The sequence below is a fragment of the Paraburkholderia aromaticivorans genome (assembly GCF_012689525.1).
GTDB lineage: Bacteria > Pseudomonadota > Gammaproteobacteria > Burkholderiales > Burkholderiaceae > Paraburkholderia > Paraburkholderia aromaticivorans_A.
The window spans coordinates 1,049,905-1,065,045 of sequence record NZ_CP051516.1; the positions used below are offsets into that span (position 1 = coordinate 1,049,905).

A 15,141-nucleotide genomic window follows, 5' to 3' on the forward strand; every position below is an offset into this window, starting at 1 on the left:
GTGGCGTTTTTGCATCCCGCAGCGCAGACGGCGCGCGGCCACCTGGGCATCTACACCGGGCCGCTTACTGATTGGCCGCCGGCGCCGATGCCGCGCCCTTGCGATGCTCCCAGTGCTCGTGCATCTTTTCATGACGCGACTCCATCTTCGCAAAGCGCTGCTTGAGCGCCGTGCTGACGGTGGTCTTTTGCTGGTCGTTCAGGCCGTTGTAGAACTTGAGCCAGGCGTCCGAGGTTTGCTGACGCAGTTGCGCGTCTTTCTGCTCGACCTGCTGGTGCGCGGCCGCCATGGCGTTCAGATCCAGGATCGGCTGCTGCTGCGCGGCCTTGAACTGATTCTTGATCTGCTCATGATTGGCGCGCATGGCTTCATGGTTCTGCTTCATGGTGTCCAGCGCGGCCTGCCATTGCTTTTCCTGATCCGCGTTCAGCTTCAGCTGATCGTGGAGTTGCGTCAATTGCGTCATGAAGTGGCCGTGCCAGCCGCCGGGGCCGCCGTGTTCGGCGGGTTGGGCGGCATAGGCGGCGCCCGCGCCGATGGCGAGAGCAGTGGCGGCAACAGCGAGAACGCGCGACATCTTTTTGGTGGACATGTAAGACTCCCTGTAATGGAATAGCCGACGATGCAACCGGTTAAAGTGGACGGCGTGCATTCGGTAAGACACAGCGTAGAGAACTGCGCAGATCGCTGTGTTACGTGGCTGGATGCGGCTGTTACGGGGGATTACGCACGCCTTTCACCGTAACACCCGGTAACCCTTGGGGGCCGTCTGAAATCGAAAACCCTTCCTGCTGCGCGTTAAACTTCATCCCATGGCTACTCAAATACTTGTTGTCGACGACGACGTCGAATTGCGCGATCTGCTCCGCGACTATCTGGCCCGCCAGGGCATCGAGGTTTCGGTGCTGCACGATGCGGGCTCGCTCGAGCGCCGGCTCGAACGCGAGCGCCCGGACCTGATCGTGCTCGACCTGATGATGCCGGGTGTCGACGGGCTCACGGCGCTGCGCAAGCTGCGCGCGTCGGGCGACGACATCCCCGTGATCATGCTCACGGCGCGGGCGGACGACGTCGACCGTATCGTCGGGCTCGAGCTCGGCGCGGACGACTACCTCGGCAAGCCGTTCAATCCGCGCGAGTTGCTGGCGCGCGTGCAGGCCGTGCTGCGCCGCCGCCGCACACTGCCGTCGGCGGCGGCGCCGGAACAGCGCGAGCCGTTCCACTTCGGCCGCTTCACGCTGGACTTCCAGTCGCGCACGCTGCATCTGGAAGACAAGCCGCTCACGTTGTCGGGCAGCGAATTCGCGTTGCTGAAGATTTTTGTCAATCACCCCATGCGCACGCTCACCCGCGAGCGCCTGCTCGAACTGCTGCATGGTCCGGAATACGACGGCACCGACCGCGGCATCGACGTGCAGGTCTGGCGTCTGCGCCGCATTCTCGAAACCGACCCGTCCACGCCGCGCTTCATTCAAACCGTGCGCGGTCGCGGCTACGTGTTCGTGCCCGACGGCGAACAGCATGCGCCGGCCCATTGATTCGCTGTTCGGACGGCTGGCGCTGCTAGTCGTCGCGGTGCTGCTGCTGTCGCATTTCGCGTGGTACGCGCTGATGCGCCTCGAGCGCAGTCAATTGCAAACGCGCTATGCGGTCGAGGAAGCCACCTTCCTCGTCGACGCGGTGCGTCAGCACGTCGCCCGAACGCCGGATCAGCCCTTGCCGTCGCGCGTCAAACTGGTCGACCCGGCGAGCCCGGAAGTGCCGCCGGAGGCCGCGGACATGCCGCCGCCGCTCGAACGTTTCGTCGAAGACGCGCGCGACCGCATGCCGTCCGGCACGCAGGTGCGCGTCGGCCAGCCGGGCCGGCCGCCCACGCTATGGGTGCGCGCGCCCTCCGACCGCAGCTGGATCGTCGTGCCGGTGCAGCCGTTGCGCACGCCGCGCTCGCTCGACCGCACGGTGCTGTGGCTTGCCATCATTTTCTCGTTCGCGGTGATGGCGGCGCTTTTCGCCGCGTGGGCGCTGCAGCAGCCATTGCGCTCGCTCGCCCAGGCGGTGGCGCGTTTCGGCCGCGGTCTGCCGGTGCCGCCGGTGCCGGAACGCGGCCCTCGCGAGTTGCGTCAACTCACGCACGGTTTCAATCAGATGGTCCAGGAAGTGGCGCGCACGGAGAACGACCGCGCCGTGATGCTGGCGGGTGTGGCGCACGACCTGAAAACGCCGCTCGCGCGTTTGCGGCTGCGCGCCGAAATGATGGACGAAGTGAAGATGCGCGACGGCGTGGTGCGCGACGTCGATTCCATGACGCATATCGTCGAACAGTTTCTGGTGTTCGCCCACGACGGCGCCGATCGCAGCGAGGCGGTCGAAGTGGACGCGCAGTGCGAGCGGGTCGTGCGCAGCTATCGCGCGGTGGCCTCCGGTGCGGCCACCGTGCAGACCGAACTCAACGCGGGGCCGGCGTTCCTGTTGCCCGCCGCCACGCTAGACCGGATTCTGTCGAACCTGCTCGACAACGCGCATGCTTACGGCGCGCCGCCGGTCGTCGTCGCTACGGCGCGTACCTCGCAAGGTTTTAGCCTGTCGGTGAGCGACAGCGGCAGCGGTATCGCGGCCCAGGATCTGATCAACGCCAGCCGGCCTTTCGTGCGGCTCGATCCGGCGCGCGGCGGCAACGGCCATAGCGGCCTCGGCCTCGCCATTGTCGAGCGGCTGGTGCGGCGTGCGGGCGGCGAGTGGGAGATCGGCAACCACGGCGGCCATGGTTTGCGAGTATTGATGAGCTTTCCGTTCGAAGTGTTGCCGCGGGTCGCGGTAGCTTCAGAGAGCGCCTGGTAAGTAGTGTGTAGTGCGCGGTGTGGGCCTCACGGCCCGCGCCGCGTCTCGAGATCCGAACGCAAGGTTCGAAAGGCGCGGCCGGAAACCGGTGCGCTAGTCCGAGAACAACGTATTCAGCGCATTCGCCGCGTCGCTATCCACCGTATTCCACGTCACCGTTTCGGCTTCGAAAATATAGTGCGTGGTGTATTTGCCAAGACGTGCCAGGATCTCTTCCTGAATCAGTTCCGGCGCGACGGCCAGTTTCAGATACCACGCGGTGGACGACAGGCGCGTCTGGAACGCGCCGTATTCAGCCAGCAGATGGTCGAACGCGTCAGCATCCTGATCGCGACAGACGATGACCAAATTTCCCTTCATGCGAATCTCCCGTTAAAGCGGTAGCGGCAACCTCGATATCAGGGTCGATGATACCTGCTTCGTCAGGGATACCTGAGGGCGGCTCTTGCCTTGCATCAGCTTGCGGACGGATTAAGACGCCGGTATCCGGCGTCTGCCGACCACATCACCAGACGTTGGCCACCGAGCGGGTAGGCGGCGCGGTGTCGTCGGGCGGCAAGGCTTTGGTGCGGTCGCGGCCGCCCGATTTCGCCGCGTAGAGCGCCATGTCGGCGCGGCTCATGATCCGCTCGGGCAGATCGTCGGGCGAGAGTTCGGTAATGCCGATGCTCACGCTCAAGCCCACCGAAGGCGGCAACTTCGGCGAAGGCATCGCTTTCAGGCGCAGCCGCAAGCGTTCGACGACCTCGTGGCCGCCGGCCAGATCCGTGGCCGGCAGCAGCAGACCGAACTCTTCGCCGCCCAGGCGGCCGATCGCGTCGGCGCCGCGCAGTTCGGCGCGGCAGGTGTCGACGAAATGTTCGAGCGCGCGGTCGCCGGCGGCGTGGCCGAAGCGGTCGTTGATCTGCTTGAAGTGGTCGAGGTCGGCGATCGCCATGCACAACGGTTCGTTGCCCGCATGCGCGCGTTCGATCTCGTGGCGCAGCAGGTCGAGAAAGTAGCGCCGCGACAGCGCGCCGGTCAGCGCGTCGTGGCGCGCCTCGGCCGACAGCAGCGTGTTGGCGGACTGCAATTGTTCAGCGAGATCGCGCGTGGCGCGATGGTGGCGCCGCTCGCGCACATACGACACCGTGATCACCCACGCCAGCGCGACCGTGCCGGCCAGCGTCAGAAACACCAGCAAATGATCGCGCTTGTGATTGCGCAGCAGTTCCGGCCAGGCCGCGAGCGGATCGACCAGATGCGCCGACAGTCCCGAGTTCAGGCCGCCGCGCGTCTGATAAAGCGACGGCATGGGTCGGTCGGACATGCCGAACAACTGCCCGGCCACGGCGGACGGCACCCACGGCGCCTGTTCGCGTACTTGCGAGTCCACGCTGATGTGGATGTCGGGAATCGCGTCGCGCAGATAGGTGGTCTTGCGTTCGGCTGGCGTCATTTGCGTGACGCGTGAGTTCGGCAGTGCGCGGCCTTCGATCTCGCTGTTGTGCGCCATGATGATGACGCCGTTGTCGTCGGCGACGAAGGTGCCAGCGTGCGCGACCCAGTGGCGCAGCCGGGCGATGCCGACCTTGGCGACGACCACGCCGACCAGCAGGCCGTCCGCGTACGCCGGCGCGGCGATGAAGATGCCGGGCTCGCCGCTCGAGCGGCCGACGCCATAGGCTTCGGAGAACGCACCGAGCAGCGCGTTCGTCAGGTAGCCGCGCACGCGCATGTCGGTGCCGACGAAAGAGCGTTCGGCCGCGAGCGGATTGTTGATGGAGTTGCTGGAGGCGACGCAGACGCCGTTGGCGTTGACGAGCCAGATCTGGTCGAGCCCGGAGAAGCCTTGCGCGTCGTGCAGGAAGTTGCTCACGGCGGTCATCTGCGCGTCTTTCAGCAACGTGGCGCGCAGGACGGGTTCCGTCACTTCACTCTTCACGGCATAATTCTGGGATTGCACCAGAGCGCGCTGGACCACGTCCATTTCGGCCATGGTGGCGGGGATGGCGCGAGACATCGCAAGGTCGCTCGCGATCACCTCCGCCATGTTGTCCACGATCGAGGTGGACATTTGCCGCTGCGCACGCAGGGCCGCGTCCAGCTCTTGCTGTACCATCCGGTCCGCAACCATGCCGGCCACGAACCAGCAAACCAGGACGATCAGCATGAAGCTGACCGGCCCGGTTGCCTGGCGCAAGGTTGTCCTGTTCATCGACCCTCTGATCCGTCTGGCTGTGACATGCAACTAGCTCAATCGTGGCAGCGCGCTCGCGCAGTTTCGCCGCTATGGAAGCGGTCGGTAATACGCCGTCGCTGTGGTCCGGGATAAACCGATAACAGGCGTCGTCTCCTGATTTTAACCGTCATGGGGCCAGACGCCACCGTTATTGCGGGAATGCGAACTGCGTCCACCGCGCCCATCAGGTTCTTAACGGCAGCCCGGCCGGATTCTTGACGGTTGTTCGGGTTTTTCCGGTGGGTTCCAGGGCCGTCGCGGCAGCCGCCGCGACGGTCGAAGATGTGGCCGGCGCGCCACGATAAAAGATCGGCAGCACGCTCGGCTCATGCTGACCCAAGGGCGGTGAAAGGAAGTTCTCCGCTATTTATCGCTATTTGCCGCGAAAGGTTGTGCCTGAAACATAGGATGGTGTAGTGTCGTGCCGTCCAAAACAAGGAAAGCCCGCCAGCCCTTACGGGCGGCGCCTGCGGCGACAGGAGTCTGGCTTGACGGTTGCGGTCCTGGGCGGCTTCGTCCACGACACATCCGTCACCGGTTCACGTGTCTCCAACGCTAACGATTTACCGCGCACACGCGTTTTTGCCATGCCTGATTTCCGCTTTCCGGACCGATCTTCAGACCGCCGCGCCGAAGCCGCGGCCTCCTTGCTGTTCTTGAACGCCTGGTTCGACGGGGAGGGTATCTGATGGACTTCAGCTTCAATCTGAAGCGCACCGCCAATGCATCGGCATGGCGGGTGCTGCCCAATCGTTGGGACTTCGTCGCCTTCCCGCTGATCATCTGTGTGATCGCCATGGCGGCGATCGGCTTTCACGAGACCTTGGCGCCCATGTCGACGCTCAAGACTCAAGCCATCTCGCTCGACCCGGCGAACCTGCCTGAATATGCCATGCGCACCACGCTGCGCATGCTCGCGGCCATGGTCGCCTCGCTGATCTTCACGCTCGTGTACGGCACGCTGGCGGCCAAGAGCCGCCGCGCCGGTCTGGTGCTGGTGCCGATTCTCGACATCCTGCAGTCGGTGCCGGTGCTGGGCTACATTTCGTTTACGGTCACTTTCTTTTTAGCGCTGTTCCCTGGGCGCGTGCTCGGTGCGGAACTCGCGGCGATCTTCGCGATCTTCACGAGCCAGGCGTGGAACATGACGTTCAGCTTCTATCAGTCGCTGCGCACGGTGCCGCGCGATCTGGACGAAGTTTCGCGCGGCTTTCACCTGACTTCATGGCAGCGTTTCTGGAAGCTGGAAGTCCCGTTTTCGATGCCGGGCCTCATCTGGAACATGATGATGTCGATGTCGGGCGGCTGGTTCTTCGTGGTCGCCTCCGAGGCGATCACGGTCGGCAACAGAACGATCACGCTGCCGGGCATTGGCGCCTATCTCGCGCAGGCGATCTCGGACAAGGACCTGCACGCGATTGGCTGGGTGATCCTCGCGATGACGGTCGTGATTCTCGCCTACGACCAGCTCATGTTCCGCCCGCTCGTTGCGTGGGCCGACAAGTTCCGCATGGAAAACACCAGTTCGGGCGACGCGCCGGAATCGTGGCTGCTCGATCTGATTCGCCGTACGCGCCTGATTCACCGGCTGCTGGTGCCGCTCGGCTGGATGTTCGCCAAGGCCGCGCGCGTGCCGTTGCGGCTGCCGGCATTCCAGGGGCCGCGTTTCCAGATTCCGCAGAGGCAGAAGAATTCGCGCGTCGGCGATATCGTGTGGGCGACGCTGGTGCTGCTCACCACGGTCTTCGTGGTGTATCGCGTCGTTATTTACGTGCGCACCGGCGTTTCGCTGGACGAAGTCTGGCACGTGTTCGTGCTCGGGCTGATCACGCTGCTGCGAGTGATCGTGCTGATCGCGATCGCATCCGTGATCTGGGTGCCGTTGGGTGTGCTGATCGGCTTGCGCCCGGCGCTCGCCGAGAAGATCCAGCCGATCGCGCAGTTTCTCGCCGCGTTCCCGGCCAACCTGCTGTTCCCGGTGTTCGTGATCGCGATCGTGCGCTTCCATCTGAATCCGGACATCTGGCTGTCGCCGCTGATCGTGCTCGGCACCCAGTGGTATATCCTGTTCAACGTGATTGCCGGCGCGACGTCGTATCCGAATGACTATCGCGAGGCGGCCAAGAACTTCCACATCCGCGGCTGGCAATGGTGGCGCCAGGCGATTCTGCCGGGCATTTTCCCGTACTACGTCACGGGCGCGATCACCGCGTCGGGCGGTGCGTGGAATGCGAGCATCGTCGCGGAATTCGTGCAGTGGGGCGACACCAAAGTGGCCGCGCATGGACTGGGCGCGTACATCGCGCAGTCCACCGCCGCGGGCGACTATCCGAAGATCATCGTGGGCATCGCCGTGATGTCCCTGTTCGTGACGCTGTTCAACCGCCTGCTGTGGCGTCCGATGTACGCCTACGCCGAAGCCAAGCTCCGGCTTGATTGAGTGCCCCCGAACCTGTCGCTTCGCGCCAGGCCCGCCGAGGGGGTAATCCCCCAAGGGGACTTCCTCCGGAGCGGAAAACCTAGGGGCGGCCCGGCGTTTTCTAGAGTAATGAAGGCAAAACGCGATGCAAAATCCTAAAGCTGCTATGACCGCCGCGCCGATCCAGACCCCGCCGAAGCCGCCGCGCCTCGGCGAAGAGATCCTGCGCGTCAAGGACGTGTGCCGCGGGTTCAACAAGTCGCAGGGCGAACTGCTCGTCCTCGACGACGCGAACCTGTCGCTGCGTGAAGGCGAGATCGTCGGACTGCTGGGCCGTTCGGGCTCGGGCAAGTCGACGCTGTTGCGCATCATCGCCGGTCTGATCGAGCCGACCGACGGCGAAGTCACCTATATGGGCAAGCCGCTCGACGGCCCCGCCAAGGGTGTCGCGATGGTGTTCCAGACCTTCGCGCTATTCCCGTGGCTGACCGTGCTGCAAAACGTGGAAGCGGGTCTCGAAGCGCAAGGCGTCGGCGCGAGCGAGCGGCGCACGCGCGCGCTGGCGGCAATCGACCTGATCGGTCTGGACGGTTTCGAAAACGCCTATCCGCGCGAATTGTCGGGCGGCATGCGCCAGCGCGTCGGCTTTGCGCGCGCGCTGGTGGTCGACCCCACGCTGCTGCTGATGGACGAGCCGTTCTCCGCGCTCGATGTGCTGACCGCCGAAACGCTGCGGACCGACCTGCTCGATCTGTGGACGCAAGGCCGCATGCCGATCAAGGCCGTGCTGATCGTCACGCACAACATCGAGGAAGCGGTGTTCATGTGCGACCGGATTCTGGTGTTGTCGTCGAATCCGGGACGCGTGATCGCCGAGATCAAGGTGCCGTTCAAGCATCCGCGCAATCGCCTCGATCCGGCGTTCCGCAAGCTGGTGGACGACATCTACGCGAAGATGACCGCGCGTCAGACCGACGAAAAGACCAAGAAGGGCCTCGAGCTGCACAGTTGGCTGCCGCATGTGTCGACCAACCTGATGGCCGGTCTGATCGAAACGCTGGCTGCCGCGCCGTACCACGGCCGCGCGGACATGCCGGAAATCGCGCGCTCGCTGCACCTGGAGGTCGACGATCTGTTTCCGGTTGCCGAAGTGTTGCAGCATCTCGGTTTCGCGGATATCCGCGAAGGCGACATTTTCCTGACGCCGCCGGCGCGTGTGTTCTCCGAGTTCGGCACCCAGGAACGCAAGATGATGTTCGCCGAGCATCTGCTGCGACACGTGCCGCTCGCCGCGCGAATCAAGAAGGTGCTCAACGAACGGCCGGGGCATCGCGCGCCGCGCGTGCGCTTCGAACAGGAACTGGAGGATTTTCTGTCGGACAGCGCCGCGGAAGAGACGCTCGACGCGGTCATCAACTGGGGCCGTTATGGCGAGATCTTCTCGTACAACGACCAGACCGAAATCTTCAGTCTGGAAGACGTGGAGTCTTAAGCGCGTTCGCGTTGCGCGTTTGAGTCGATTAAGACGCGCGAAGCCAGTTCGAAGCAAAAACGGCAGGGGCGACCCTGCCGTTTTTTTCATTGCCGCGCAGTTATTGCAGACTGCCCCAGCGTGCGACGGCCGGTTCCGCGGACGCCCACTTCCAGCCCTTGTCCTGCTGACACGCGCTCGCCGTGTACCAGTCCTCATGCGCGTTCGGGCCGTCGCCGTCCTGCACCGAGAACACGAATTCCTTGCAGAGCGCGAGGGCCGAACCGAATGCGCGGGTCACGCGCACCTGGCCGTGGCCGTTCTCGATCGGCAGCGTGTGCTTGACCGTCCATGGGCGAGTCTCGCCGACCGGCATGGCGCCCGCCAACGCGGCAATCATGTTCTGCTGATCGGTGTGCATGACGCGCATGTAGTGTCCGACGGCCTCGTCGGTGGCGGCCTGCACGACAATGCCGACGCCGATGCCGATGGCCGGATTGGACGTCACGAGACCCGACGCGACAGCCGCTGCCGCGCCGCTTGCCGCACCCACCGACGAACAGCCGCTCGTCAGGACGCTTGCGCCGACGCAGAGCGCGCCGGCCAGCACGAGTCGCAGCTTGGTGCCGGACCATGCAGCGAGGCGACGGCGGCGCGCCGTCACGGCAGCCATATGCGAACGCGCAGTCATTGCAACGCACCCCAACGTTCGGTGGCGGGTTCGGCCGACGCCCACTTCCAGTTGTCGCCGTCGCGGCAGACCGACGCGACGTAAAACACGCTGCTTGCCGGCACGTTCTTAGTTGCGGCCTGATCGACGGAGAAGACGATTTCCTTGCAGTCGAGCGCGCCCGCGCTGATCGCGCGGCTGACGGTGACGCGGCCGTGCTCGTCGTCTTCGATCGGCATCGAATGGGTCACGCTCCACGGTGCGATTGCGCCGACGTCGAGCGGCCCGGCGATTTTGGCGATACCGTCCTGCGTATTCTTGTGAACCACGCGCTCCGAGTACTGGACGCCGGCCCGCGCCGCAGCCACTGCGCCGAGACCGATGCCGGTCGCGACGGCCGCGTTGCTGGTAACTTTCGCCGCGAGCGCGGCGCCTGCGATACCGGCGCCGGCAGTGGCGCCTTCCGAATAGAGCGAGCTACAGCCGCTCAACGCCGACGAGATCGCCACAGCAAGAACGACAAGCGCCGTTGCATTGGGACGTCCACGCCCGGCTGTTCGTTTTGCCCATTCGGCCCATACCATACTTTTTTGCATTTCCCTGTCTCTGCTCCTGCAAGTGCCTTTCGTTCACGCTAGATAACCGCTGTGCGAACGAGTAACACGCGTTCCCCACCTAGCAATGCGTGTGCCGCATTTTGCAGGATGCTATTTGTAATTGGCAGAGGGAAAATGCAAGCAATTGCAAAAGATGGTGCGAGATAAAGGGGTTTCTGTTGGGCAGAGCCCCATTTTGATTGGCGGTGCGAACGGATTTATTTTGCGATTCAAGGCGCGCGGCGCGGGCTTTTTGCAACCGGTGGCCAGCCGCTGAAACCCTCAGGCGCCCGATCATTCAGATGCGCGATGCAAGCACTCACGCGGTTCCACCCCATGAGTGCCGCGGCATGAGTTTTATTACTCGGGTTCTTCTTCGGCGCTTTCGTCGCCGTATGCGCTCAAGCGGTTGTACAAGGTTTTAAGACTCACGCCGAGCGCTTTGGCCGCGCGCCGTTTGTCGCCGCCGCAATATTTGAGCGTGCCGAGAATAATCTGCTTTTGCGCGTCGGCGAGCGGCGTACCGATCCATACGCTCATCGCGTCGCCCTGCGTCATTGGCTTTTTCACGCGCGACGCGAGATGTGGATGCGGCAACTCCACGATCTTCTCCGCGAGAATGAATGCGCGATATACCGCGTTCTTCAACTCGCGCACGTTGCCCGGCCACGACCAGGTGCGCAGCGTTTCGATCGACCGCTTGCTGAAACTTTTGCTCGCGCCTTCCTGCTGATTCAGCAGCGCGAGGAAGTGTTGCGCGAGCAGTTCGCGGTCGTTCTCGCGCTCGCGCAGCGGCGGCGCGCGCAGCGGGAAAACCGCGAGCCGGTACATGAGGTCTTCACGCAGACCGTTTTCCTTGACCGCCACCGCGGGGTCGCGATTGGTCGCGGCGATCACGCGCACGTTGCTGCTGATCAGGTCATTGCCGCCGACCCGGTAGAAGGTGCCGGTTTCCAGCGCGCGCAGCAGTTTGACCTGGCGCACCGGCGCCATTTCGGTAATTTCGTCGAGAAACAGTGTGCCACCGTTCGCGTGTTCGAAGTAGCCAACGCGGCCCTGGACCGCGCCTGTGAAGCTGCCTTTTTCGTGGCCGAACAGTTCGGCTTCGATGAGTTCGTCGGGAATCGCGCCGCAATTCACGGCGACGAACGGTGCTTCCTTGCGGTTGCTTTGATCGTGAATCGTGCGGGCAATCAGCTCCTTGCCGGTGCCGGATTCGCCGATGATCAGCGCGGTCGCGTCGGTGCCGGCGACGCGCTCGATCTGCTGGTACAGATCCAGCATCACCGGCGACGAGCCATACAGCAGGCCGTATGATTTCAGTCCCACGATGCCGTCCGCGACGCGCTGCTTCGCCATTGCCGAAGCATTGCCTCCGCCGGAGACGGTGGGCGAGGCGAGGTCGATTGACGCCATAAACGGGGGTCCTGTGCAAATGAGTTTGTTGTTACGGCGCGCAGGCCTGGAACGAGATTAACCAGCGAAGCCGCTATCTCTCAAAGATTGATTTAACCACTTTGGCACCGTTTTCGGCAAACGATCTGAGGGGTGAAAAAATACATTTGTGCACGGTCGGTCGAAAGTGCCTGGCTTGGTGTTTGCTTGTGGCGCGCAAGGCAAATTTACCGGGCACGGCGTTTGCGACTTGCCCCCGACACGCGTGTGCTTTTTTGCGCGATTGCATAGCGATTGGATAGCATATGTTGCGCGACGGCGGCGATCGCCATTCGCCAATTTGCAGCGATATGCGCACCCGCCGGAACGCACACGCGACGCCGAACTCAGACCAGGAGTGAATGATGACTGACACCACGCAACAGCTTGCACTCGGCGGCCAGAAGATTGTCGAGGATCTGCGGGTGCTGCTGAAGGACTCGGAAGAAATGCTGCGGCTTGCCGCCAACGTGCCGGGCGAGGGCGTCGGCGCGCTGCGCGACAAACTCGGTACGCATGTCGAAACCCTGCAATCGGCGCTTGGCGATGCGCAGCAGAACGCGCAGCGGCGTTATCGGGCAGCCGCCGTCAATACCGAACGCTACGTGCGGCACAACCCGTGGCGTTCGATTGGTATTGCCGCGGGCGTCGGCTTTGTACTCGGTCTGTTGACCGTGCGCTGAGGCGCATCCCAGTCTTAATCCGCTTCATGACGACAAGGAGTTCACGATGGCACGACCCAAAATCGGCATCTTCGGCGCACTGATGGCGCTCGGCGGCTTTCTGGCAGTGCGCTACGTGCAGCAGCGCAATCGCGCCGCGCAAATCCCTGTGGCGCGCGAGTTGAGCCGTTGGGAAAACGAGGGCGGCACGGTCGCGGCGCCGGCTGCGCCGGCGGCCAATCAGGCGACTTCGGCGGGTGACGCGAGCCCGAGCGCGCATGGCGCCAACGGCTCAGCTTATCCAAATGGCAACGGCGGCGCATGGCCGTTTCCGCGTAGTTGAGCAGGCTTGTCTGCACTGCGTCGCCGGCCCGCTGCGGTAACGGGCGGCGCCCGGTTCACCTTGCTAATTTGTCTCGGTAAGGCCGTATAATAGGTAAATAAACAACAATGGTGCTTTGGACGGGTGGGTTTGCCCTCATATTGTTGCAAGATTGAATCAAGTCGTTGGCTTGGCGCGTTTGGTTAAAGTTGGTGGGTGCTCACATTAGAGCCCGCGGCAACGGCGAAGCGACAGGTCGACGGCACGCTTTTCAGCATGCGCCTTTGCATGTTTTTCCATACCCACGCTTGCAGGCTTTCGAGACGCGATGCCACATGTACTGATTGTCGATGACGATGCCGGTACCCGCGAGGCGCTTTCCGCCATCATCGGGGAAGACGGCCTGACCACCGCCACCGCGGGCGATTTGCGCGAAGCGCGCATTCAACTGGTCCGGCAGATGCCGGACGTCGTTTTTACGGACCTGAAGCTGCCGGACGGCAGCGGGGTCGACCTGTTCGAAGATCTGGATCCGCGCTCCGGCGTGGAAGTGATCGTGATTACCGGCCACGCCACGGTGGAGTCGGCGGTCAACGCGCTGAAGATGGGCGCCACCGACTATCTGGTGAAGCCGATCAACATGCAGCGCGTGAAGGCGATCCTCTCGCGCCTGCCACGCGCCGGCGACCTGAAGGCGGAAATCGGCACGTTGCGCGGCGAGTTGCGCCGCATGGGCCGCTTCGGCCTGATGCTGGGCAATTCGCCGGCCATGCAGGAGGTCTACGACCAGATCGGCCGCGTCGCGCCGACGGCGGCCTCGGTCATGCTGGTGGGTGAGTCGGGCACCGGCAAGGAAGTCGCCGCGCAGACGTTGCACCAGCTCAGCTTGCGTCGCAAGCACGCGTTTCTCGCGGTGAACTGCGGTGCGATTTCGCCGAACCTGATCGAATCGGAAATGTTCGGCCACGAGCGCGGCTCGTTCACCGGCGCGGACCGTCAGCACAAGGGCTATTTCGAGCGCGCGAACGGCGGCACGCTGTTCCTCGACGAAATCACCGAGATGCCGATCGAGTTGCAGGTGAAGCTGTTGCGCGTGCTGGAAACCGGCATGTTCATGCGGGTCGGCACGACCAAGGAAATCGAAACCGATGTGCGTCTGATTGCGGCGACCAACCGCGATCCCGAGCAGGCCGTGCTGGAAGGCAAGCTGCGGCTCGACTTGTACCATCGGTTGAACGTGTTCCCGATCAGCCTGCCGCCGTTGCGCGAGCGGGGCAAGGACGTGGAGCTGCTGGCCCAGGCGTTCCTCGACGAACTCAACGATCGCCACAGCACCAAGAAGCATTTCCCCGCGGCCGTGAAGGACATGCTGATGTCTTATCCATGGCCGGGCAATGTGCGGGAACTGAAGAACTACGTGCAGCGCGCGCACATCATGTCGGGTACGGATTCGGACAGCACGGCAACGGTGCCGTTGCAGATCACGCTGTCGAAGCCCGCCGCCGGCACGGCGATCACGATTCCATTCGGCACGTCGCTCGCCGAGGCGGACCGTCAGTTGATCCTGGCCACGCTCGAGCAGTGCGGCGGCGTGAAGACGCGGGCCGCCGAGATTCTCGGCATCAGCCTGAAAACGCTGTACAACCGCCTCGTCGAGTACGGCAACGACGCGCGTGACGACGGCGACGCCGCCGATGAATCGCGCGCACTGGGCGGCGCGGACGCTTAACGCCGCCCGCACCGCTGACACGACCGACGCCATCCAGCCGGGGGCGCATCTGTAACGGCACAGGCCTTGCTGCGAGCCAATGGAACGCAAACGAGGATAAACAACATGCCGGACTACGCTGCCGCTCCCGCGCTTCCCCTGCCGATTTACGCTCACCGTCCCGAGCCGATCGAGCCGCCGTCACCGCCTCCGGTTGCGCCGCCGAGTCCCGGCGAGCCCGACACCGTTCCGATCCCGAGCCCCGACCCGAGCCCGCAACCCATCGAACCCATCGAACCGGTCGCTCCGCCGATTGGCGATCCGCCGCCGCAGCCCACGCAAACGCCGCAAGCCAGTCAGCGTCAGCCGTCGCAGCCGCTACGCATGCAACTCTGACGCGTTCTGTGCGTTGCGCCACAGTCTGGCGCACGGAATTTATGTACTTGTTACAAAGCCGGCGCATCTTTTACCGGCAATTTACCGTCGTGACCCCTAGACTGTATGGATGCCGCAAACTTGGCGGCGGGCTTCCCTTGGAGGCGTGGATCATGAGACATCCAGCACTGCGACGCTCAGCGCGCCATTCGAAGCGCGATTCCCGGCCGGGTGGCACCAAGGAAAGCCCGCCGGTATCGCCCGATCCGGCAGGGCAGAACCGCGTCGCGCCCGATGCGCCGCCAGACGGCGAGCACAACCAGGGCGGCGTGCGTCAGGAAGGACTGGAATACCAGCGCGACCTCGGCTCGGAACAGGATGCCTGAGCCGATGTGATGGCCGGTAAGAGGCCTTCTGGTTTTGTC

The 15,141-nt window shown here is 63.8% G+C and carries 17 protein-coding genes; 11 read left to right on the forward strand and 6 right to left on the reverse strand.

All coding sequences use genetic code 11. From position 1 onward, the window contains the following. Positions 1-64 precede the first annotated feature (64 nt). Complete coding sequence (locus tag HF916_RS32635; protein ID WP_168792974.1) at positions 65-592, reverse strand: periplasmic heavy metal sensor; 528 nt, start codon at positions 590-592, stop codon at positions 65-67. Positions 593-812: 220 nt separating this feature from the next. Between HF916_RS32635 and HF916_RS32640 the strand changes: the two genes are divergently transcribed. Then, positions 813-1,538: a response regulator gene (locus HF916_RS32640; protein WP_168792975.1), complete on the forward strand. Its 726-nt coding sequence runs from the start codon at positions 813-815 to the stop codon at positions 1,536-1,538. Further along, positions 1,522-2,838, forward strand: a complete 1,317-nt coding sequence (locus HF916_RS32645; protein ID WP_168792976.1) for an ATP-binding protein — start codon at positions 1,522-1,524, stop codon at positions 2,836-2,838. The genes HF916_RS32640 and HF916_RS32645 overlap by 17 nt, the downstream gene beginning before the upstream one ends. A gap of 93 nt (positions 2,839-2,931) precedes the next feature. Here HF916_RS32645 and HF916_RS32650 read toward each other — a convergent pair whose 3' ends face one another. Both HF916_RS32650 and HF916_RS32655 read right to left on the reverse strand, forming a co-directional pair. After that, on the reverse strand, positions 2,932-3,198 hold the full coding sequence (locus HF916_RS32650; RefSeq protein ID WP_074763386.1) for a hypothetical protein: 267 nt from the start codon (positions 3,196-3,198) through the stop codon (positions 2,932-2,934). 145 nt (positions 3,199-3,343) lie between these two features. After that, entirely contained in the window at positions 3,344-5,035 is a 1,692-nt protein-coding gene (locus HF916_RS32655) for a sensor domain-containing diguanylate cyclase (RefSeq protein WP_168792977.1), read from the reverse strand. Positions 5,036-5,547: 512 nt separating this feature from the next. On the opposite strand from HF916_RS32655, the gene HF916_RS32660 reads away from it, so the two are divergent. From HF916_RS32660 to HF916_RS32670, 3 genes are all read left to right on the forward strand, one after another. Further along, the gene (locus HF916_RS32660; protein WP_168792978.1) at positions 5,548-5,748 is read left to right on the forward strand and encodes a hypothetical protein; all 201 of its coding nucleotides are present in this window, start codon (positions 5,548-5,550) and stop codon (positions 5,746-5,748) included. Further along, complete coding sequence (locus HF916_RS32665) at positions 5,748-7,499, forward strand: ABC transporter permease (RefSeq protein ID WP_168792979.1); 1,752 nt, start codon at positions 5,748-5,750, stop codon at positions 7,497-7,499. The genes HF916_RS32660 and HF916_RS32665 overlap by 1 nt, the downstream gene beginning before the upstream one ends. Positions 7,500-7,623: 124 nt before the next feature. After that, entirely contained in the window at positions 7,624-8,970 is a 1,347-nt protein-coding gene (locus HF916_RS32670; protein WP_134456790.1) for an ABC transporter ATP-binding protein, read from the forward strand. Between the two features lie 100 nt (positions 8,971-9,070). On the opposite strand, the gene HF916_RS32675 is transcribed toward HF916_RS32670, so the two are convergent. Together HF916_RS32675 and HF916_RS32680 are read right to left on the reverse strand one after the other, a co-directional pair. After that, complete coding sequence (locus HF916_RS32675; RefSeq protein WP_240975785.1) at positions 9,071-9,640, reverse strand: hypothetical protein; 570 nt, start codon at positions 9,638-9,640, stop codon at positions 9,071-9,073. Further along, positions 9,637-10,215 (reverse strand): hypothetical protein, encoded by a 579-nt coding sequence (locus tag HF916_RS32680; protein WP_168792980.1) that lies wholly within the window; start codon positions 10,213-10,215, stop codon positions 9,637-9,639. Before HF916_RS32680 ends, HF916_RS32675 begins: the two co-directional genes overlap by 4 nt. Before the next feature lie 121 nt (positions 10,216-10,336). Between HF916_RS32680 and HF916_RS32685 the strand changes: the two genes are divergently transcribed. Then, positions 10,337-10,492 carry a hypothetical protein gene (locus tag HF916_RS32685; protein WP_168792981.1) on the forward strand — a complete coding sequence of 52 codons (156 nt, stop codon included), beginning with the start codon at positions 10,337-10,339 and terminating at the stop codon, positions 10,490-10,492. 83 nt (positions 10,493-10,575) lie between these two features. Here HF916_RS32685 and HF916_RS32690 read toward each other — a convergent pair whose 3' ends face one another. Further along, positions 10,576-11,631, reverse strand: coding sequence for a sigma-54 interaction domain-containing protein (locus tag HF916_RS32690; protein ID WP_168792982.1), 1,056 nt, complete (start codon positions 11,629-11,631; stop codon positions 10,576-10,578). Between the two features lie 383 nt (positions 11,632-12,014). Between HF916_RS32690 and HF916_RS32695 the strand changes: the two genes are divergently transcribed. The 5 genes from HF916_RS32695 to HF916_RS32715 all read left to right on the forward strand — a co-directional run bounded on the left by HF916_RS32695 (position 12,015) and on the right by HF916_RS32715 (position 15,102). Further along, positions 12,015-12,332: a DUF883 family protein gene (locus tag HF916_RS32695; protein ID WP_168792983.1), complete on the forward strand. Its 318-nt coding sequence runs from the start codon at positions 12,015-12,017 to the stop codon at positions 12,330-12,332. Between the two features lie 46 nt (positions 12,333-12,378). Further along, positions 12,379-12,654, forward strand: a complete 276-nt coding sequence (locus HF916_RS32700; RefSeq protein ID WP_168792984.1) for a hypothetical protein — start codon at positions 12,379-12,381, stop codon at positions 12,652-12,654. A gap of 307 nt (positions 12,655-12,961) precedes the next feature. Continuing rightward, positions 12,962-14,362: a sigma-54-dependent transcriptional regulator gene (locus tag HF916_RS32705; RefSeq protein ID WP_168792985.1), complete on the forward strand. Its 1,401-nt coding sequence runs from the start codon at positions 12,962-12,964 to the stop codon at positions 14,360-14,362. A gap of 105 nt (positions 14,363-14,467) precedes the next feature. Then, on the forward strand, positions 14,468-14,737 hold the full coding sequence (locus HF916_RS32710) for a hypothetical protein (RefSeq protein WP_168792986.1): 270 nt from the start codon (positions 14,468-14,470) through the stop codon (positions 14,735-14,737). A 152-nt stretch (positions 14,738-14,889) separates the two neighbouring features. Beyond that, positions 14,890-15,102: a hypothetical protein gene (locus HF916_RS32715; RefSeq protein ID WP_168792987.1), complete on the forward strand. Its 213-nt coding sequence runs from the start codon at positions 14,890-14,892 to the stop codon at positions 15,100-15,102. The last annotated feature ends 39 nt before the right edge of the window (positions 15,103-15,141 follow it).